We start from the raw sequence: 19,259 nt of genomic DNA, 5'->3' as shown, positions 1-19,259 counted from the left end.
CCCGAGGGGCCGTTCGGCTCCGCCGTTCTGCAAGGAAAGGTCAGGGCCGTATGTCACAGCAGGTCAAGGGCGTCATCGCCCGGGGCAAGGGCGAACCGGTGCAGGTCGAGACCATCGTCGTACCCGATCCCGGACCGGGGGAGGCGGTGGTCAAGGTCCAGGCGTGCGGGGTCTGCCACACCGACCTGCACTACCGGGAGGGCGGGATCAACGACGACTTCCCGTTCCTGCTCGGGCACGAGGCCGCCGGCGTGGTGGAGAGCGTCGGCGACGGCGTGACCGAGGTCGCCCCCGGTGACTTCGTGATCCTCAACTGGCGTGCGGTCTGCGGGCAGTGCCGCTCCTGTCGGCGCGGTCGGCCGCAGTACTGCTTCGCCACGCACAACGCCAAGCAGCCGATGACCCTGCTGGACGGCACCCCGCTCTCCCCGGCGCTGGGGATCGGCGCGTTCGCCGAGAAGACCCTGGTCGCCGCCGGCCAGTGCACCAAGGTCGACCCGGCCGCCTCGCCGGCCGCCGCGGGCCTGCTGGGCTGCGGAGTGATGGCGGGCCTCGGCGCCGCCGTCAACACCGGCAACGTGGGCCGCGGCGACAGCGTCGCGGTGATCGGCTGCGGCGGGGTCGGCAACGCCGCCGTGATGGGCGCGCGCCTCGCCGGCGCGGCGAAGATCATCGCGGTGGACATCGACGACCGCAAGCTCGCCACCGCGCTGCGCCTCGGCGCCACCCACACCGTCAACTCGAAGGCCGAGGACGCCGTCGAGGCGATCCGCGCGCTGACCGGTGGCAACGGCGCCGACGTGGTGATCGAGGCGGTCGGCCGCCCCGAGACGTACCAGCAGGCGTTCTACGCCCGCGACCTGGCCGGCACCGTGGTGCTGGTGGGCGTTCCGACGCCCGAGATGAAACTGGAGCTCCCCTTGCTGGACGTCTTCGGGCGGGGCGGTGCGCTGAAGTCCTCCTGGTACGGCGACTGCCTGCCCTCGCGCGACTTCCCGATGCTGATCGACCTCTACCTCCAGGACCGGCTCGACCTCGACGCCTTCGTCAGCGAGACCATCGCGCTGGACCAGGTCGAGGAAGCCTTCGCCCGGATGCACGGCGGCGACGTGCTGCGTTCCGTGGTGGTGTTCTGATGCACCAGATGCCTGTCGAACCCGAGATCGAGCACCTCACCACCTCCGGCACCTTCGAGCTGGACGGCGGCAGTTGGGAGGTGGAGAACAACGTCTGGATCATCGCCAACGACCGCGAGGCCGTGGTCATCGACCCCGCGCACGACGCCGAGGCGATCGCGGCCCAGGTCGGCGACCGCCGGGTGATGGCGATCATCTGCACCCACGCCCACAACGACCACGTCAACGGCGCCCCCGCGCTGGCCGCGCTGACCGGCGCGCCGATCCTGCTGCACGCCGACGACCTGCCGCTCTGGAAGCAGGCGCACCCCGGCGACAGCCCCGACGAGGAGCTGCGCGACGGCCAGCGGATCACCGTCGGCGGCATCTACCTGCACGTCCGCCACACCCCGGGCCACAGCCCCGGCAGCGTGAGCCTCTACGTGCCGGCGCTGGACGCGGTCTTCACCGGCGACACCCTCTTCCAGGGCGGCCCCGGCGCGACCGGTCGGTCGTTCTCCGACTTCCCGACCATCATCCGCTCCATCGAGGAGCGCCTGCTGGTCCTCCCGCCCGAGACAGTGGTCTACACCGGCCACGGCCCGACCACGACGATCGCGGACGAGGCACCCCAGCTGGACGAGTGGATCGCCCGCGGCCACTGATCCGCGCGGTATTCCGGCCCCGGCGGGTTCCCCTCCCGCCGGGGCCGTCGTCTCTGCTCAGCCCTGAGCGGGTGCTGAGTGTCGCTTCAGCGGTGCGTCTTGACAACCTGCAGGGCCCCGATACGTGGCGGACGGTGCTCTAGATTCCCAGTCGAAAGTCCTCGATCTTCTGGCGAATCATCACTGTCGCATCGCCGCCAAATTCGGCGTCCGTCAGCATCTGCAGCACGTCATCATCTGTCAGCCAGATGATCATCTTGTCGTGTAGAATCCACTGCTCTCGTATGGTGAGCTTGGCTGCTTGATTGATTCCGGAACGACAGACGATTATTCCGAAGAGCCCAAGGCCGTGACGCTGAAGATAGTTTGCAACTTGCAGGACTCGCTCCTTGCCAACCTTTCCTGAATAGTTCTTCGGATCGACAACGACATAGTCTGCACTGTATTCTGAGCGCATAAAAGACCAAAAATTTCTCTGCGAATAGTTTGGCATCACGAAGTCCCGTCGATTGACTCCGGTGACGTTTTTGCTTTCGCCGAGCGGCCTATTTAGATCTGGGCAGAAAAGATATTCGAAAATTTCCTGGCAGAGCTTCTGATAATGGGACCACTCTGCTTTCCCTGGCTGAATGTCCTTCAAGCGCTGCGCGAGCCGCGTGGACTTGCTTCGGACCTCCAGAGGCCTAGGGTCACGGCCGGGCGGTTCGATATACTCCCGGGCCTCAGCTGACATTCCTGCACTGGCGGCCTTGTCGGCGATCCACGCCGCATCCCATACGCTGATACCGTTCTCCTGAAGGAACTCCGTGTTCCTCTTGGATAGAGCACCTGGCGTTGCAAGCACAAGTTCCGGTGTATGGGCGGGAGATGCCTTAGCGCTCAGGTCGCGATATCTAAGAAGCTGTGCCGCGACACTATCTAGCCGTACTTGTGTTTGTGGAGCGTCGCTCTTGCATTCGATGATGTATAGACGATTTTCCGTCCGCAGGGTGAGGTCCAGTATTGCCGATTTGGCGATCCTCACCTCTGAGGCAACCTCGCCGATCTCAAGTCGCTGAAGCAGTGAGAGGAGGAAGTTCTGGAAATCGATCTCGCGAAACCTCATGCTCGTCCCAATATAGATTGATTGCTAAGATTCACGACAGCAGTGTCCGGCCTGGCATTCTGGTTAGGTCGACGATCGGCATCTGCCTGCATCCGAGGTTGAACTTGAATGCTCGTAACAACGCGTACTTCACTAGCTTCGATCCCGAAACGGCATCGTCCAGTGAAACCTTGGCGGGCCCCACTGGCAAGCGGGGCCGAGTCGGCTAGGGCGGCCACAGAGATTTGCTGTGCGCCCAGGTCCGCGCTCATAGGATGTGCCACAGGAGATTCTGGTCCAGCTGCTGAAAGCCGTCTATGCGGTGCAGCAGTTCAGGCATGGTCGCCGGCGTGAGGGGCGCCTTCTTCGCGTTAGTCGTGATCATCCTGAGCTCACGGAGGTCGCGGAGGGTGGGATAGCCGGGCCATGCCGTCACGTCGAATCCGTAGGCGTCCGAGAAGGCCCGGTAGTGCGCTGGCCCGTAGCCGAATCGGCGGCAGTGGATCTCTACGGTCGTCAGATCCCACTCGGGCTGACCGAAAGTGACCGTGTCCCAGTCGCACAACACCGCTCGACTGTGGTCATGGTGGAGAGCGTTGCGGTGCTGCGGGTCTCCCTGAAGGACGGCTGGAGGCAAGGCGTAAGTGACATCGGCGAGTTCGTTCTCCAGCTGGTCCACTCGCCGGGAGAGGAAGGTCAGCGATTGAGTCGGCAGCCAGGTGGTCACCGAGAGGGACGACCGGATGGCTGCGACGGTATTCATCGGCCGCAGAGCGAACGGCGGGGTGGGCAGGCTGTGCAGGGCGTGCAGAGGCCCGGCGATCTGTGCTGCGGAGACAGGGTTGTCGGGCTGGGGAAGGTAGTCCCAGAAGGTCACCGGGTGGCCGTCGACATTGAGTGGTTGCTCGGCGGCTTTGTGCAACGGGACGGTGGGGAAGCCTCGGTCCATCAACCAGCGGACGAACTCCACGGTCCGCTGGACATCGGCCAGGCGTGACCCGCGCCTGGCGATCTTGACGACGACGGGCTGCTGGGACAGACGGAACACAGCATTGGTGTGGCCGCGCAGGAGTGTCGCGTCCGTCGCGTCCAGGCCGGACAAGGAGCAGGATCGTTCGAGGATCTCGTGCAGTTCGGACTCGGCGAAGCCGCCGTGAACCGGCGCCGGTGCAGTCATGTGGCTAAGGCTGACTGATCGTTGGCTCGCCTGTCACGTCGCCCCTGCCGGCAGCGCCAGGACCTCGCCCAGTTCCCGCGCCGCCCGAGCGGCTCGCATCGCAGGTGGGAGCACGTCGATGACGTGCTGGGCACGGGCTCCGAGGATCGGTGTTCGATGGTCTGGCGGAACCTGCAGATAGATGGTGCCCGCGAGCTGGCAAGCCTCAGTCAGGCTGTGAGTTCGCGCCAGGCAGATTGCCTCTTCCAGTCGCAGCAGCGCCGGGTCGATGCCGCCCTGGTCCGGGTACAGCTGTAGGGCCTCCTGCTGGACGCTTCTGGCCTGCTGGACTTGCCCCAGGAAGGTGTACGCGCCGCTGAGGTAGAGCAACAACCGCCGGTACGGAAAGGCGAACGCGTCGTCGGCCAGTCCGTGGTCGCACTGCTCGAATGTCGCACGGGCGTACCGAACGGCCTTGTCCGCTTCCTGCGCATCCCCCTGCCGCGCGAGCGCACGGGCTTCGGCAGCCGCCGCGAAGGCGCCGGTTGCGGACGGCCGGGTGCGCGACATCAGGCGGGCTTCGCGTGCGAGCGTGACTGCGGACTCCAACGGCCCGTAGTAGTACGGCAGCATCGCTGCTTGTGCTCGCACCCGGGCCCGTAGATCCACGTTTCCGCTGTCGTCCGCCGCCGTGCGTGCCGTCGCGAACCAGGCGCGTGACTGCCGAAGGCTCCCCAACTTCATGAGCGCGTCGGCCACGAGCGTAGCAAGCAGAGCGGTCATCTCCGACAGTCTTACCTGCACAGCAGCCGGCTGCCGATCGGAGGAGAGCACCCGGACCTCCTCCAGGTCCGCGAGCAGCAGTGTCAGCATCAGAGTCGGCGCAGTGAAGACGTACTGCTGACGGAGCCACAGCGCCCGCTCGTCGAGATGATCGAGCTGGTTGGCGGTCACGCTTGCGGAAGCGAGTGTGCGGTCCACGGATTGCCTGGCGGAGTCGACCCACTGGTCCAGCGAGGCGGCGTGGGCGGAGGCCACCTCTCTGGGGCTCGAACTCGGTGGCCCTCCTTGGTTCAGCGCCAGCGTTGCCGAGGCCGGCACCTCCCGGTAGTCCCCGGCCAGGCCGAGCCCCTGGGCATCGGTCCGGTAGAGCCGGCACAAGAGATCCACCGTCGCGGCCCGAGGCCGACGTTCTGGACGGGTCTCCCACAGCCCTAACTGATCCTCATCCAGCCGCGGGGCAATGAGTTCCCCTGCCAAACACATCGCGCGGAACTCGCTGGCTGCCTCCTGGAGGGTCCAGCCCCGAGCGAGGCGGTGCGCCCGCAGCCGGCCGACGCCGCAGCAGCGGCAGATCGTCTCAGCCGTCCGCTCAAGGGTCCACTGTTCCGACTTGCTGTGCTCTCGCCACTGCTTCGCGCAGGACGGACGATGCTGGCCCGGCACGAGCCCACCTCCTCACACCTCGTTGGATCCCGAGCGTAGTCATCTGGTGGACGCTCCGTGACACGGATCCGTGAGTTCTCACGGATCCGGATGAGCGGGACCGAGACGCCTGCCGTGTTCCACCAGGTCCGTGACTTCTCCCGGTTGTCGTGATGTTCCGCGCCCGCAACTCTGGCGTAGCTCGCAGTCCGCTCAGCGTGAAGGGAGAAGACGACGCTATGTCAGCTATCGCCGAACGGCGTCTCAGTGCGCTATGCCGCCAACTGTTCGCGCAGGCTTTGGAGGCACGCGGCTGCCTGCTCGTGGATGTCGGGCAAGTCCGAGGAAATGCGGAGGACTCGCTGGAGTTGGTGCGGGAGTCGGTGGGCTCCGGCGCCGGACACCGCCTCTTGGAGGTGTTCCTGCGCGGCGGCACGGTCACCTTGAATCAGCAGTACGTGGCCCACGGTGATGCGCTTGATGATGAGCCACAGCGGAGTGGTCTGCATTCCGGGGCTTGGCGAGTTGTCGAGCAGCCGAGCCGCTTCCGCCGGCCGACCGGTGCCGACGAGACCACGGAGGTGAATCTCGTGGAGCGCGAGTGGATTGAAGAGCGGTGTCTGCGGGGCTTCATCGAGCAGTCGGCGGTTGTGGGCCACCGCCTGGTCGAACAGTTCCTGGCGATCGGCGGCGCCAGCTGCTCGTGCCAGCAGTGCGAGAGCCGCGGCGCGATCCGCAGGGGCACTTGCCAGCGAGTGGGCTCGGCGCAGGCGATCGATCGCGACCGTGTGCAGGCCGGCTTTGCGAAGCTCGTTTCCATGCGCCCGCAGAGCATGGACGTGGAAGCCACCATCGTCGAGACGACGGGCGATGGCGAGGCCCTTACCTGTCCACCGTGCCGCTGTGGCGAGCCGTTCCTCAGGCAGGATATGGCCGAGCGCGACGCCCAGACCGACCCAGGCGCGGGCAAGCAGGGCCAGCACTTCTCGCTCGGTGTGACCATCCGCGATTCGGGCTTCCAGTCGGGCCGCCAAGGGCCACAGCTCGTTGACGGCGTCGGTCGCGTGCCCACTCTGGCAGGCGATTTCAGCCAGGCGGACCGTGGAATCGCCGAACTGGAGCATGGCAGCGAAGTCAGTGTCGGCCGCGTCGGTAACGCCGAGGACATGGGCCGGAAGTCCCAGGATTTCAGCGATCCGCCGGCGGGAAGCTACGTCTGGAATGGTTCTGCGGCCGTTCTCCAGCAGCGAGATGTAGGTCTTGTCGTAGCCGAGCTGGGTGCCGAGGACGGTCTGCGAGAGGCCGTGGAGCTGACGGTGGTAGCGCAGGATCGCCCCCAGCTCCCGCTTCGCCAAGATCGCCTGTGCAGGCGGAGTGGCCCAGCGCCAGAGTCCGACAGTAGTCGCTCGCTCAGTGATCATTACGGCACCTCACCCTTCTTGGAGTCAGTCGACCGCAGGAGGGAGTACCAGCGCGTGATGGACTCCTTGTAGCCCTGGGGCATGACCAGGCCCGCGATCTCTTCTTCGCCGAACAGTCCGATCTCCCTGCGCTCGCCGCTCACCACCGGCGCCGCCGCGTCCAGGAGAGCACAGCCGTACGTGACCATGAAGACGTAGCGACCGGGGATCGGCTCGTACATCCAGACGTCGAGCAGTGGGCCGACGTTGACCTTCCAGCCGCTCTCCGCCTCGGTCCTCCGTACGACGCAGGCGGCGGGTTCTTCTCCGAGTTCAAGTTTCCCGCCCGGCAGTTCCCATTCCTCGCGTTCATTCCTGCGCAGCAGCACCCTGCTCTGGTGGTCGAGTACGACGCCCTTCACGGAGATCGGGAAGGCGCGGGGGATGAAGTCCGGGGTGTCAGTCATTTGCTTCCTCGCAGTGAGCAGGCGGTCAGTGACGGGCCGAACCTAGCAGTCAGCCGGACGGGATCTTGTCGCACAGAGTGAGATCGCGAGTTGACAGTCAGTCACTTTACTGGTGGCGCGGCAGAGCCCGACAGTGAGAGACCAGCAGCACCCACTTGCCCCGACACGAAGGGACGTCGCCATGTCCGCACGCGCCGATGAGATCTTCGAGCAGCACTTCGAGGACATCCACCTTCCGGACCTTGCGGGACGGATAGGCGAGCGTCTCAGGGGGAGTGGGGTGGTGACCCTTGACGGCCTGAAGGCACGGGCTCAGGTACTGGATCTCGTGCGGATGCTGATGACGATCTTGCCCCAATGCGACAGCGACCCCGACGGGTTGACCGTCATCCGGGATACCGGTCGACACGCTGGGCAGGTGGGCTTCGCCGGCTTCGGCAACGGCGAGATTCTTCCGCACACCGAACGGTCCGGCGTCGCGCGTCCGCCGCGGCTGATGCTGCTCGCCTGCGCGCGTCCGGCGGATACGGGCGGCGAGTGCGTTCTGGTAGATGGCCAGGCGGTTCACGCTGATCTGGCCGCACACAATCGCGAAGCGCTCGATGCCCTGTCCGCCCGTCGGTCGGCGTTCTTCGGTGGCGGCGACGGGCACCTTGGGTCCGTCTTCTCCGAGGTTGGCAACGGGCGGGTGGCCTTGCGCTTCCGGCAGGACGCCCTTGCTCGGTTCTCTCCCGAGGCATCCCCCCATGTGTCAACGCTACGCGCCGCGATTGAGCGGCATCGCGGCGAGTTGCGACTCGCCTCCGGTGAGGCGTTCCTGATCGACAACCATCGATGGCTGCACGCCCGTCGCGCTTTCACCGGCTTGCGGCGACTCCATCGAGCACTCGGGATACCGCTGCCCGCTGTCGCTCTGCCGCCCGGATTTGAGGCGAAGGGGAGGAAGGCATGCGCAGCCTGACCGACCCCGCACCAGGGCCGAGTTGGCATATGGCCTTCGCCAGCGACCTGGGTTTCGTACCCATCGTCCGTGCGCACGTTCGGCGAGCAGCTCGGCAGTGGGGATATCACACCGGTCTGATCGACGACCTTGAGCTGGTCGCGGCAGAGCTGGCGAGCAACGCCGTCATCCATGGCCAGTCGTGCTGTGAGGCGGGCGTCAAGGTCGCACTCGCTCCGGGGCCGTACGGCCTGACGGTTGAGGTGCATGACGCAAGCGCGATGTTGCCGACCCGACGTCAGACGGACTGTGAAGCAGAAGGCGGACGTGGGCTTCTCATCGTCCAGGCGCTGAGCCTGCGCTGGGGTGTCGTCCGCCGGGGCGGGGTCGGAAAACGCACGTGGGCCTTGATTGCTGCGGAGACTCCATCCGACCTGGCATGCCCGAGCGAGAAGTAATCAGGGGTTGGCCTCGCCACCCCCGAAGCAAAAACGTCAGGAGGTACCGCAGTTGACCAGACTTGCGCTGTACGGCAGGCCCGGAGTGGGGAAGAGCACGTTCACCTCCCTGCTGGCCGAGGCACTCACCGAGCGAGGCCGCGTCGTGGTCACGCTCAAGGTGGGCGCCCTGCTCTACCGGCTCCAGGAGAGTGTGTACGTCGAGAGCGGACTGCCCGCGCCGCCGCCGGGCCGGCAGGACGGTCAGCTCCTCAACACCCTCGGCGCCCACGTGCGCCGGATCAACCCCACCGCTCTCGTGGATGACTTCGCACTCCAGGTGAAGCGGGCGATGGCCGCCAGCCCCAACGCCGTGATCCTCTGCGACGACGTGCGGGCGCCGGACGTCGACGCCCTTCACGTCCTCGGCTTCTCGTTCGTTCAGGTGGTGGCGCCGGAGTCGCTGCGCCGGGTACGAAAGGCGAGCCGCGGCGACCTTTCCCCCGGCGACGAGAACCACGCGACGGAGGCGGAGCCGGGCATCGTCCCGGACCACCGGATCGGGAACGCCGGCACCCTGAGTGATCTGAGGGACCGTGCGGGCGTGTTCGCCGAGGCGGTGATCCGGTGATCCTCACTGGTCACGAGATCGTGCGGCAGAAGGACCTTGGCGCCCTCACCATTGAGCCCTTCACCGTCGACCAAGTCAATCCCAACAGCTACAACTACCGCCTCGGCCCGACCTTGCGCACCCACCGAGGCGGCGTGATCGATGTGCGCGCGCAGAGTCACGCTCTGGACGAGATCACGATCCCGGACGACGGCTTCGTGCTGCGACCCGGGCGGATCTATCTCGGCACCACGGTGGAGGCGTTCGGGAGTACGGAGTTCGTGCCGTCCCTCATCGGTCGCTCCTCCCTTGGCCGGCTGGGTGTGTGGCTCCAGTACTCCGCCGATCTCGGCAACCTCGGCGCCTGCCACTGCTGGACGCTGGAGATCAAGGTCGTGCATCCGACGCGGATCTACCCGGGGATGAAGGCCGGCCAGGTGTCCTTCTGGACGATCCATGGTGCGCAGCGCCTCTACAGCGGTTACTTCGGTGCCATCGACGTGGCGACCACACCACCTCCCGGCCTCCTTACGGCGGCCTGAGCATCCATCACCAGATTGGAGGCGACACCATGTCGATCCTCACCGGACCGGAGATCCAGAATCAGCTGGTCCACAGGCGTCTCACCCTCGATCCGTTCGACGAGCAGCACCTCAATCCGAACAGCTACAACCTGGCGGTCGGGCCCACTCTCCTGTACTACACCGACGAGGTGCTGGACACACGGCGCGCCAACTCCTTCACCACGGTGGAGATTCCGCCGGACGGCTACGTTCTGCAGCCGAACCGGATCTACCTCGGCGCCTCGGTGGAGGTGGTCGGCAGCGACTTCTACGTCCCGATCATCCGCTCCCGCTCCGGTGCCGCCCGCCTCGGCGCCTTCGTCCACGTCACCGCCGACCTGATCGACCAGGGCAGCCTGGGCCAGACGACGTTTCAGTTCCACGCAGTCCAGCCGCTGCGCATCTATGCCGGTGACCGCCTGGCGCAGATCACCTTCTGGCGGACCTTCGGAAGGCCGCTGCTCTACAGCGGCAAGTACCAGGGCAGCCAGGGGCCGCAGCCGTCGCTGATCCATCGAGACCAGCTGGGGGTGGCAGCATGACCTCGCCGCTGACGAAGTCCCCAGAGTTCGAGATGAACCCGGCCCACCTGTGCACCGAATTCGAGGCTCGGCGTCTGGTGAGCGTCGCCTTCGACCTCATCCGGCAGCGGTATGTGGTGGAGCGTCATCAGATCGCTTCCGCGATCCTGGCGGCGGACGGTCGAATCATCGTCGGCCTTCATTCCGAGGCGATGGTCGGCCGCTTCTCCGTCTGCGCGGAGACGGCAGCTCTGTCGTCCGCCATCCTGTGCGGCGCCTCGCCCGTCGCCATCGCCGCCGTCCGATACCCGAAGCCTTCGGAAGAGGGCCCGGCGCGGATCGTCGCTCCCTGCGGTGCCTGCCGCGAGCTTCTCCTGGATTACGCCCCCGACATCGGGGTGGTCATCCAACGGGGCGACTCCGCCGGCCTCATCCCCGTGAGCCAGGAGTTCCCGGACAAGTACCGGGGCACGAAGTGGGGCGTGGCTCCCGACCCCTACGCCTGGTCGGCACCGTGAGTGATCACCCGGCTGCTATTGGTAGCGTCTTCGGCCTGCCCCAATCCGCTTGGCAGGAACCCGAATCGAAGGACACCCCAGCATGAGCACCACCCCGATCCGAACGGCCGTCATCCCGGCCGCCGGCCTCGGCACCCGCATCCTCCCGTTCACGAAGGCTGTTCCGAAGGAGATGCTGCCCATCGGCGACATGCCGGTGATCGAGCACACGGTGCGAGAGCTCGTCGCCTCCGGTATCACCGACATCATCATCGTCGTCTCCGGCCGCAAGGACCTGGTCCAGCAGCACTTCCGGCCGGACGAGGACCTGCTCCTCCAGCTCACCACGGCCGGCAAGGACGAGCTGGCTGCCGCCGTCCGTGCGGTGGTCGACCTCAACGCCCGGATCAGCTGGGTGTACCAGGACGGCCCGTACGGCAACGGCACGCCCATCGTCAACGCCGCCAGCCGCTTTGGCGACGAGCCGGTCATGGTCCTGTGGCCCGACGACGTCTTCGTGTCGAAGGTCCCCCGGGCGCAGCAGCTCGTGGATGCGTACGCGATCACCGGGGCGCCCGTCCTCGCGCTGATGCCCATGAACCCGGCCGACGCGCCTCGCTACGGTGTCCCGATCGTGAAGGAGGACCAGGGAGGCGGCCGCCTGCTTGTCTCCGGCCTGGTGGAGAAGCCGAAGGTGGAGGACGCGCCGTCGGCCTACGCCGCGATCGGCGGCTACGTCATCACCCCGCCGATCATCGCGGAACTGGAACGCCAGACGCACCGCTGGCACGAGCACCGCAACGGCGAGGTCTACCTGACGGACGCCATCAACGCCTACGCGGCGACGAGCCCCGTGTTCGGGCAGGTCCTGGAGGGGACCTGGTGGGACACCGGCTCCCGGCTGGACTACCTCAAGGCGCAGATCGCCGCCGCGTTCGCGCACCGTGAGTTCGGCCCCGAGCTCCGCCGGTTCGCCTTCGACCTCGGCGCCCACGCCGACCCGGAAGCCACCATCTGAGCCGCCCTCGGGTCGGATCACGATCACGGTGGTCCGACCCGAGGCCTGACGTAAGGACGCCCGCACATGGCCCTCACGCTCGACTCCGCGCACATCTTCTTCCCGCGGGGTGGCTCCGCCCCGATGAACCGCTACCTCCTGGGCGAGTTGGAGCGCCGCGGCTTCACCACTCGACTTCACGCCGGGTCGCTCGGCCGGCCGGGCGACCCGGGCCACGCTCCCACCTTCTACGGCGGCCTCGACGTTGCCGCCTACGACTACAACCCGGCCGCCGCCGGGTTCCAGAACGGGGAGAGCGGGCAATACCACCCCGAACTCCCGTTCCACCCGTCCTACGAGGACCGGGGCGATGTGCCCGACCAGATGTTCAGCGCCGTATCACCCGCCGCCGTGGAGAATCTGACGCGCGCCTGGACGCGCCACCTCCTCGCGAACCGCACCACCGACACCCAGCTCGTTCACCTGCACCACCTCAGCTATCTGCAGGCCGCTGCCGGCGCCGCCTACTCTGGCATCCCCACCCTCACCACTCTGCACGGCACCGAACTGAAGCAGATGGAGGGCATGGCCCGGCATATCGCCCTGGCCGACCGCGCCGAAGTCTCTCTTCTCAATCTGGCCGATCAGCTGCACAGTGCCAATCCGAGACGTACTGGCAGGGCGTTGATCATCGCCCACCGGGCCGGCTTGAACGATGCCGACACCGCCATGTTGCTGAACACGCCGTGGGAGAAGTGGAAGTACGCCCGCACCGGACTTCAGGCGCTGCGCACCGCCGTCGCCAACGCAGGCCGCATTGTCACCGTCTCCGAGCACGATCGCAGCCTCGCCCACCGCCTTTTGCCCCTCGACGGGCGCGAGGTCCCTGTCATCACCAATGGCGTTGACACCGAGGTCTTCACTCCGAGGCGAATGCAGGACTCCGACCGAATGGCGCAGCTGAGGCACTGGCTCATCACGGACCCGCAGGGATGGGCACCGGGCCAGCCTTCGGGAAGCATCCGGTACGGCGACGAAGCCCTTAACCGCCTCTGGGACCGCGACGGCAAGCTACGCCCGATCCTCCTCTGGGTTGGCAGGTACCTGGAGTTCAAGGCGGTGCCCGACCTGCTGAAAGCCTTCGCCATCGCGCGCGCTCAGCTGGACCCGGCACCCGCACTCGTGCTGTGGGGCGGCTACCCGGGCGAGTGCGAGGGAATGCACCCGATGGAGATCGCCACCGACCTCGGTATCCAGGACGATGTCTACTTCGTCGGCTGGCGCGGTCACGACGAGCTGCCGACCGGCCTCAATGTCGCTGACCTGATGGTGGCCCCGGCTGTGAACGAGCCTTTCGGCATGGTCTACCTGGAGGCGATGGCCTGCGCCACCCCGCCGATCTGCACTGCCACCGGCGGCCCAGCCCACACGATCATTCCCGACGGCGACCACGCCACCGGCTGGCTCGTGCGCCCCCACGACCCCAGCGACCTCGCCGAGGCGATCGTGCGTGCGGTCGCCGACCCGGCCGAGCGGGAACGACGCGCGGCCAACGGCCGCAGGCACACCCTGTCCACCTACCGCTGGGCCAGTGTCGCCGACCGGTACGAGGAGCAGTACGCGCAGGCGCTCGACACCGCCGCCGTCTGACCCACCACCACGCCACCAGCCCCAGGGGACACCATGAAACCGCTCGTCGACGGCCTGCTGCTCGACTGCCACGGCCTCATCCAACGCTTCCACAACACCGGCGAAGCCGAGGGAGAGCGAGCCGCCGGCCTGCCCGCCGGAACCCTCGCCAACTACGCCTACCAGCACCCCTCCTACGACCTCGCCAAGGTCGGAGTGATCAGCAATCGTGAGTGGGTGCAGGGCGTCCGGGACCGCCTCACCGCCGACTGCGGGCCGCAGGCCGCAGCTGCCATCGCCCCCTGGTGCGCCGATCGCGGAGACGTCGACTGGGTCATGGTCGACCTGGTGGCGCAGGCCCGAAGGCACGTGCCGGTCGCCGTACTGTCCAACTTCACTGACGAGCTGCACTCCGACTTCGCAGCCCACGGTCTCAGCGAAGCCTTCGATCTCGTCCTGTCCTCATCCGACCTGGAGGTGCAGAAGCCCAGCCCGCTGGCCTATCAGCGGGCTGCCGAACGCATGAACCTCGTTCCCCGCCGGATCTGGTTCACCGACGACAAGGCGGAGTACGTCACGGCTGCCCGCCACGCGGGTCTCCAGGCCGCGCTGTACACCGGCGTGGAGGACTTCGCCCGGGACCTCAATGCTCTGGGCATCCCGGTGCTCGTTCGGTTCTAACTGCGGATTTCGTTCAGAGTGCCGTGAGTTGGGCGGTGAGGGCGTCGCTGTGCCGGGGCCGTCGTCTACTCAATGCTCAGCTCTGGCGCTCGCTCACTCGCCGTGCAGCTCCTCGATGACCGGGGCGAAGGCCTCCATGGAGGGCTCCAGGACGGTGATGTACGTGAATCCGTACCGCTCCCGCTGCGCGCGCAGCTGCTCGGCCATCTGCTTGACCGTGCCGACCAGGAGGGTCGGCAGGTCCAGGGCCTCGTCCTCGGTGAGGTGCGGGATCCTTTCGAGGGACGGCCGCAGGGTGGCCCGGCGGTCGTCGGTGACCGCGACCAGGTAGATCAGCAGGTTCAACTCGGCCGGCTCGGCGCGGTCGGCGGCGAACCGCTGGTACGCGGCGACGCGTTCGTCCAGCTGCGCGGCAGTGATCACGGTCGGAGTGCCGTCCCCGTCCGCGCGCCCGCCGCTGAACGCGGCGATCTCGGCGTGCCGGGCGGCCAGCCCCAGGACGCGGTCACCGTTGCCGCCGATCATGAGCGGCGGGCGAGGCCGTTGCAACGGCTGCGGCACGAAGTCGTCCGAGCCGTACAGCCGGTCCAACTCCTCGATCGTGCGCTGGAGATGGGTCACGCGCTCGCCGGGCGTGCCGAACGGCAGGCCCGCCGCATCGTGCTCCGCCTTCACATAGCCGGTACCGAGCCCCAGCTCAAGGCGTCCGCCGGTGAGCTGGTCCGTGGTGGCGACCTCACGGGCGAGCAGCGTCGGATTCCAGAACCCGGCATCGAGCACGAACGTCCCCAACCGGGGCCGCTCGGTGGCCTCGGCCGCGGCCACCAGCGCGGGGAACGGCGCGGGCATCCCCAGATGATCGGGCACCGCGATCACGTCATACCCGAGCGCCTCCGCCCTGCGGCACTTCTCGCGCCACTGACCGCGCTCCGCCGGGGTGATCAGATTGACGCCGAACCGGAACGGGCGAACCATGAACGCTCCCTACGCGTAGACAACCTGGCGACGCCGGCACCCAATCGGCCAGCGCCGACCGCCAGTTCATCAACTTGTTGTGAGCCAGTCAATGCCGGTGCGTTGATCAGAGGATGGTCGCGGGTGCGAGCGGCGCCTGCTTCTGTTCAGAGTGCCGCGAGTTGGGCGGTGAGGGTGTCGCTGTGTTGGAAGGTCAGGCCGGCGAGGGCGACGTGCTTCCAGTGGATGGATCCCTCGGCGTCCAGGATGAAGACCGAGCGGCGCAGGCCGAGGCCGGGGACGGCGATGCCGAAGGCCTTGGCGACGGTGCGGTCGGTGTCGGCGAGGAGGGGGAAGGCCAGCTTGTGCTTGCGGGCGAAGCGCTCGTGGCTGTCCAGGTCCTGGGGGCTGATGCCCCAGACGGTGGCGCCGAGGTCCTTGAAGCGGTCGAGGTCCGAGGTGTAGGAGCAGAGCTGCTTTGTGCAGACGGCGGTGTCGTCGCCGGGGTAGAAGACCAGGACGAGGGGGTGGCCCTTGGCCTCGGCGAGGCGGTAGTCGCGGCGCTCGGCGTCGGCGGTCCCGTCCAGCAGGAGGCCGGGGAGGGTGAAGTCCGGTGCGGGGGTGCCGACTTCGGGTGTCTTGGCCATGAGGGACCTCGCTAGGCAGGGACTGGGGAGATAGAACGTTCGTTCTGTCTCTCGCGATGGTAGCCCTGCGGGGATGCCCGCGCCAGCACCGCAGGTCGGCGTGGCCGCGCGCGCGTGCAGTACCGTCGGTGGGGTGAGTACGTACGCCCCGGCCCCCGCCGCCTCCGCCGCCCGCACCCGGGTCCTCGACGCCGCCACTCGGCTCTTCTACGCCGAGGGCATCCACACGGTGGGCGTCGACCGGATCGTCACGGAGGCCGGCGTCACCCGGGCGACCTTCTACCGGCACTTCCCCGGCAAGGAGGATCTGGTCCGCTCCTACGTCCAGGAGTGGGACGCCCGGATCCGGGCCGAAGCGGCGGCCGGGCTCGCGGAGTTGACGCCGCGGGAGTTCCTGCCGGTGCTGGTCGCGCGGCTGGGGCAGGAGATGTGCGGGCCGGGGTTCCGCGGTTGTCCGTTCATCAACGCGGCGGCGGAGTACCCCGATCCGCAGGACCCGGTCGCGCTGGCGATCGCCGAGCACCGGCGCTGGTTCCGCGGGCTGGTCGTGCGGCTGCTGGAGGAGGCGGGTGTACCGGAGCCGTCCGCCAGAGCTGACCTGCTGATGCTGCTGCGGGACGGCGCGATGGTGGGCGCGGCGCTCGGTGACCCGGCGGGGGTGGCGCGCTCGCTGGAGCGCGCGGTGCGCGAGCTGGTCAGTGGCGCGGACCGTACATGATCACGGCGACGCCGGCCAGGCAGATCGCCGCGCCCACCAGGTCGTAGCGGGTCGGCCGGAAGCCGTCCACCACGACGCCCCAGGCCAGCGAGCCGGCCACGAAGATCCCGCCGTAGGCGGCCAGCACCCGGCCGAAGTGGCTGTCCGGCTGGAAGGCGGCGACGAAGCCGTAGCAGCCCAGCACCAGCACGCCGATCCCGGCCAGCCACCACGGCCGGGACTCGCGCACGCTCTGCCAGATCAGCCAGCAGCCGCCGATCTCGGCGAGGGCGGCGACGGCGAAGAGGGCGACGGAACGCAGAACGGTCATGGCGGCCAGCGTAGGTCAGGTTCCGCGGCCGCCACGACCGTCTGCGAGTGGGAAGGCCCAGGTCAGCGGGTCAGGGTCGGGAGCCGGGCGGCCGAGGTGCCAAGGCCGGTCGGGCCGGGGACCAGGGGGAGCCTGACACCTGGGGGAGTGGTGGCCTGGCGGCGGTGGTGCGAGGCCGGCTGGTACTCCAGCTCGGACTCCTGGTAGCGGCCGATGCCCCGGTGCCAGACGTAGATGCCGGTGATCCAGTTCCGCAGGTCCTCGACGTACTCCGCAAGCTCCGCGCGCTGGACCGCGTCGAGGCCGAAGTCGTCGAAGATGACCGGGAGTTCATGGGCGATCAGGTGCTCGATCTGCTGCATCCGCGAGGTCATCAGGTCGTTGACCACGGCCGCCGCGTGCGGCAGGTCGCAGTTGAGGAAGTTCTGCACGACCAGGATGGCGTTGTGGATCTCGCCCTCGAACTGGATCTCCTTCTGGTAGGAGAAGAAGTCGTTGATCAGGTACCCGTAGTCGCTGACGGCGTTCTCCAGCGCCTTCATCGGGCCGGACTCGAAGACCGCGGCCGGCACGCCGCGGCCGTGCGAGAACCGCATGAGGTTCATCGTCAGGCCCGATCCGAAGGTGAGGCGGCGCATCTCGATGTAGTCGATCGGGTCGGGGATCCGGTGCAGGGCGACGTTGTCGACCTCCCAGATCCAGCTCTCCAGCATCGCCATTACCGAGGCTCGGAAGCCCTGCCGGGCGGGCAGCGGCATCGGACCGGCGGTGCGCGCCCAGAGGTCGGCCAGCCCGCGTTGCAGGGCGGTGGTCGGGACGGGGGCGGCGTCGGGCGCGTCGAGCGGCATGTAGCGGGCGAGATCCTCGACGCAGGCCCGCGCGCCGACCGGGTTGGCCGGGTGGCAGAAGGCCAGCGGGAACCAGTCGTCCGCGTAGGTGCCCCAGATCAGCCAGTCGGCGGAGAGGTCGAGTGCCTCGGGGGTGGAGTCGGGGCCCAGGCCGGCCGAGCAGAGCGCGAGGTCGTAGGACTTGATCTTGTGCTCGTCCCAGACGCCGGAGTCGGGCACGCCCGGTACGGCGTTCAGGTAGCCCATCGAGCGGGCCCACTGGGTGGAGTGGGCGCGGGCCGAGCCCAGATGCGGGCTGAGCCGGGGGGTGAAGGGCAGGTAGAAGTCCGGCAGCGGCAGCGGGCCGACCTGCTGGTACGGGACGTGGGTGAAGCTGCGCAGTACGTTCGGCAGGTCCAGGGTGCGGCGCAGGTCCGCCGCCGAGGTGCCCAGCCCGATCGGCAGCACCGAGAAGCGGCTGCCCTCGGTGCCCAGCACGGCGCGCTTGTTCATGTAGCGGCTGGAGCGCATGTGCCACTCGTGGCCGCCGGACTGCCAGTCCTGGAGGCCCTTGACGTAGGCCAGCACCCGGGCGATCTCGTCCGGGGCGACCGCGTGCTTGGCGAAGAGCGGCTGGAGCTCGGTGAGAGCGGTGTTCTCGAACTGGTGGAGCCGCGAGGTCAGCATGTCGTTGACCGCCTCGGCGGCCTCCTGGGTGCCGAGGTCGAGGAACTTCTCCAGCACCAGGACGCCGTTGGAGAGTTCGCCCTCGTCCTGGGTCTCCCGCTCGTAGGAGAACAGGTCGTTGCGCAGGTGGACGGCGTCCGAGAAGGTCTCGCGCAGGACCCGCAGCGGGCGGCTCTCCGCGATCGCGGCCGGCACCTCCGCGTTCGCGGCGTACTCGATCAGGCCGGCCGACCAGGGCGCGCCGCCGACCTTGCGGCGCATCTCGATGTACTCCACCGGATTGGGGATCCGCTGGATGTTCATGTTGGCGATTTCCCAGTCGGACTCGTTCAGCAGGTGCTCGGTGTTCCTGCGGAACCGGGCCCGCCAGTCGACCGACATGCTGGGGACGGTGCGCGCCCAGAGGTCGGCGAGGCCCGCCTCGACCGGATTGGTGGGCTCGGGGAAGCCGTCGGAGAGGTCCATCGGCATGAAGGCGGGCAGCCGGTCCAGGTAGGCCTTGCCGCCGGCCCGGTCCCGGGTGCGCTTGAAGGTCTCCAGGAAGTGGTCGTCGAAGAAGAACACCCAGACGTACCAGTCGGTGACCAGGTCCAGCGCGTCGCTGTCGCAGTCCGGGTGGGCGTACGAGCAGAGCAGGGCGTAGTCGTGGTCGTCGAGGTCGCGCTGCTCCCAGATGCCGGAGCCCTCCAGCATGCCCATGCCGCGGGCCCACTTCGAGGTGTGCTCGCGCGCGTGCTCGAGATGCGGGTTGAGCCGGGCCGGGTACGGAGTGTAGAAGTCTGGCAGTTCAAAGGGCTGAGTCACTGTTCCCCCCACCGGGACGGGCCTGGGCAGGCCGCGCTCGGCCGCCGATCGTCTAGGACCTCAGTCTCGGTAGTCGATCGACGGCCCGTAAGACGCGTACGGTAGCGCCGGGAGGCGTGCGGGTG

21 protein-coding genes are annotated in these 19,259 nt (G+C 67.8%); 12 read left to right on the top strand and 9 right to left on the bottom strand.

What is annotated here, in order from left to right; genetic code table 11:
* Window positions 1-50: 50 nt before the first annotated feature.
* Together P3T37_RS09050 and P3T37_RS09045 are read left to right on the top strand one after the other, a co-directional pair.
* Window positions 51-1,136: an S-(hydroxymethyl)mycothiol dehydrogenase gene (locus tag P3T37_RS09050; protein WP_280722960.1), complete on the top strand. Its 1,086-nt coding sequence runs from the start codon at window positions 51-53 to the stop codon at window positions 1,134-1,136.
* A gap of 8 nt (window positions 1,137-1,144) precedes the next feature.
* Window positions 1,145-1,780, top strand: coding sequence for an MBL fold metallo-hydrolase (locus P3T37_RS09045; RefSeq protein WP_280722959.1), 636 nt, complete (start codon window positions 1,145-1,147; stop codon window positions 1,778-1,780).
* A 139-nt stretch (window positions 1,781-1,919) separates the two neighbouring features.
* On the opposite strand, the gene P3T37_RS09040 is transcribed toward P3T37_RS09045, so the two are convergent.
* From P3T37_RS09040 to P3T37_RS09020, 5 genes are all read right to left on the bottom strand, one after another.
* Window positions 1,920-2,885, bottom strand: coding sequence for a hypothetical protein (locus tag P3T37_RS09040; protein WP_280722958.1), 966 nt, complete (start codon window positions 2,883-2,885; stop codon window positions 1,920-1,922).
* 247 nt (window positions 2,886-3,132) lie between these two features.
* Window positions 3,133-4,041, bottom strand: a complete 909-nt coding sequence (locus P3T37_RS09035) for an aminoglycoside phosphotransferase family protein (RefSeq protein WP_280722957.1) — start codon at window positions 4,039-4,041, stop codon at window positions 3,133-3,135.
* 33 nt (window positions 4,042-4,074) lie between these two features.
* Entirely contained in the window at window positions 4,075-5,466 is a 1,392-nt protein-coding gene (locus P3T37_RS09030; protein ID WP_280722956.1) for a hypothetical protein, read from the bottom strand.
* Window positions 5,467-5,717: 251 nt separating this feature from the next.
* Complete coding sequence (locus P3T37_RS09025) at window positions 5,718-6,800, bottom strand: helix-turn-helix transcriptional regulator (protein ID WP_280722955.1); 1,083 nt, start codon at window positions 6,798-6,800, stop codon at window positions 5,718-5,720.
* Window positions 6,801-6,865: 65 nt separating this feature from the next.
* The gene (locus P3T37_RS09020) at window positions 6,866-7,312 is read right to left on the bottom strand and encodes an NUDIX domain-containing protein (protein WP_280722954.1); all 447 of its coding nucleotides are present in this window, start codon (window positions 7,310-7,312) and stop codon (window positions 6,866-6,868) included.
* Window positions 7,313-7,493: 181 nt separating this feature from the next.
* Between P3T37_RS09020 and P3T37_RS09015 the strand changes: the two genes are divergently transcribed.
* The 9 genes from P3T37_RS09015 to P3T37_RS08975 all read left to right on the top strand — a co-directional run bounded on the left by P3T37_RS09015 (window position 7,494) and on the right by P3T37_RS08975 (window position 14,187).
* Window positions 7,494-8,273 carry a TauD/TfdA family dioxygenase gene (locus tag P3T37_RS09015; protein ID WP_280722953.1) on the top strand — a complete coding sequence of 260 codons (780 nt, stop codon included), beginning with the start codon at window positions 7,494-7,496 and terminating at the stop codon, window positions 8,271-8,273.
* Window positions 8,261-8,710, top strand: coding sequence for an ATP-binding protein (locus tag P3T37_RS09010; protein WP_280722952.1), 450 nt, complete (start codon window positions 8,261-8,263; stop codon window positions 8,708-8,710). Before P3T37_RS09015 ends, P3T37_RS09010 begins: the two co-directional genes overlap by 13 nt.
* A gap of 52 nt (window positions 8,711-8,762) precedes the next feature.
* A complete protein-coding gene (locus P3T37_RS09005; RefSeq protein WP_280722951.1) occupies window positions 8,763-9,320 on the top strand; it encodes a hypothetical protein in 558 nt (185 codons plus the stop codon).
* Complete coding sequence (locus P3T37_RS09000) at window positions 9,317-9,841, top strand: deoxycytidine deaminase (protein ID WP_280722950.1); 525 nt, start codon at window positions 9,317-9,319, stop codon at window positions 9,839-9,841. Before P3T37_RS09005 ends, P3T37_RS09000 begins: the two co-directional genes overlap by 4 nt.
* A 29-nt stretch (window positions 9,842-9,870) precedes the next feature.
* Window positions 9,871-10,404, top strand: coding sequence for a dCTP deaminase (locus P3T37_RS08995; protein ID WP_280722949.1), 534 nt, complete (start codon window positions 9,871-9,873; stop codon window positions 10,402-10,404).
* Entirely contained in the window at window positions 10,401-10,901 is a 501-nt protein-coding gene (locus P3T37_RS08990) for a hypothetical protein (protein ID WP_280722948.1), read from the top strand. The genes P3T37_RS08995 and P3T37_RS08990 overlap by 4 nt, the downstream gene beginning before the upstream one ends.
* A gap of 82 nt (window positions 10,902-10,983) precedes the next feature.
* Window positions 10,984-11,898, top strand: coding sequence for a sugar phosphate nucleotidyltransferase (locus P3T37_RS08985; protein WP_280722947.1), 915 nt, complete (start codon window positions 10,984-10,986; stop codon window positions 11,896-11,898).
* Between the two features lie 66 nt (window positions 11,899-11,964).
* A complete protein-coding gene (locus tag P3T37_RS08980) occupies window positions 11,965-13,527 on the top strand; it encodes a glycosyltransferase (protein WP_280722946.1) in 1,563 nt (520 codons plus the stop codon).
* Window positions 13,528-13,560: 33 nt separating this feature from the next.
* Window positions 13,561-14,187, top strand: coding sequence for an HAD-IA family hydrolase (locus P3T37_RS08975; RefSeq protein ID WP_280722945.1), 627 nt, complete (start codon window positions 13,561-13,563; stop codon window positions 14,185-14,187).
* Window positions 14,188-14,280: 93 nt separating this feature from the next.
* Here the strand turns inward: P3T37_RS08975 and P3T37_RS08970 are convergent, their stop codons facing one another.
* Both P3T37_RS08970 and P3T37_RS08965 read right to left on the bottom strand, forming a co-directional pair.
* Window positions 14,281-15,162, bottom strand: coding sequence for an LLM class F420-dependent oxidoreductase (locus P3T37_RS08970; RefSeq protein WP_280722944.1), 882 nt, complete (start codon window positions 15,160-15,162; stop codon window positions 14,281-14,283).
* A 146-nt stretch (window positions 15,163-15,308) separates the two neighbouring features.
* The gene (locus P3T37_RS08965) at window positions 15,309-15,788 is read right to left on the bottom strand and encodes a peroxiredoxin (RefSeq protein WP_280722943.1); all 480 of its coding nucleotides are present in this window, start codon (window positions 15,786-15,788) and stop codon (window positions 15,309-15,311) included.
* A 133-nt stretch (window positions 15,789-15,921) separates the two neighbouring features.
* Between P3T37_RS08965 and P3T37_RS08960 the strand changes: the two genes are divergently transcribed.
* The gene (locus tag P3T37_RS08960; RefSeq protein WP_280722942.1) at window positions 15,922-16,506 is read left to right on the top strand and encodes a TetR/AcrR family transcriptional regulator; all 585 of its coding nucleotides are present in this window, start codon (window positions 15,922-15,924) and stop codon (window positions 16,504-16,506) included.
* Here P3T37_RS08960 and P3T37_RS08955 read toward each other — a convergent pair.
* Window positions 16,484-16,816 (bottom strand): YnfA family protein, encoded by a 333-nt coding sequence (locus P3T37_RS08955; RefSeq protein ID WP_280722941.1) that lies wholly within the window; start codon window positions 16,814-16,816, stop codon window positions 16,484-16,486. The two genes, P3T37_RS08960 and P3T37_RS08955, sit on opposite strands and share 23 nt — an antisense overlap.
* Window positions 16,817-16,878: 62 nt before the next feature.
* Entirely contained in the window at window positions 16,879-19,134 is a 2,256-nt protein-coding gene (locus P3T37_RS08950) for a terpene synthase family protein (RefSeq protein ID WP_280722940.1), read from the bottom strand.
* Window positions 19,135-19,259 lie beyond the last annotated feature (125 nt).

The organism is Kitasatospora sp. MAA4, from assembly GCF_029893355.1.
Taxonomy (GTDB): domain Bacteria; phylum Actinomycetota; class Actinomycetes; order Streptomycetales; family Streptomycetaceae; genus Kitasatospora.
Note: the sequence above shows the minus strand (reverse complement) of the source record. Positions and strands in the feature narration are given on the sequence as shown.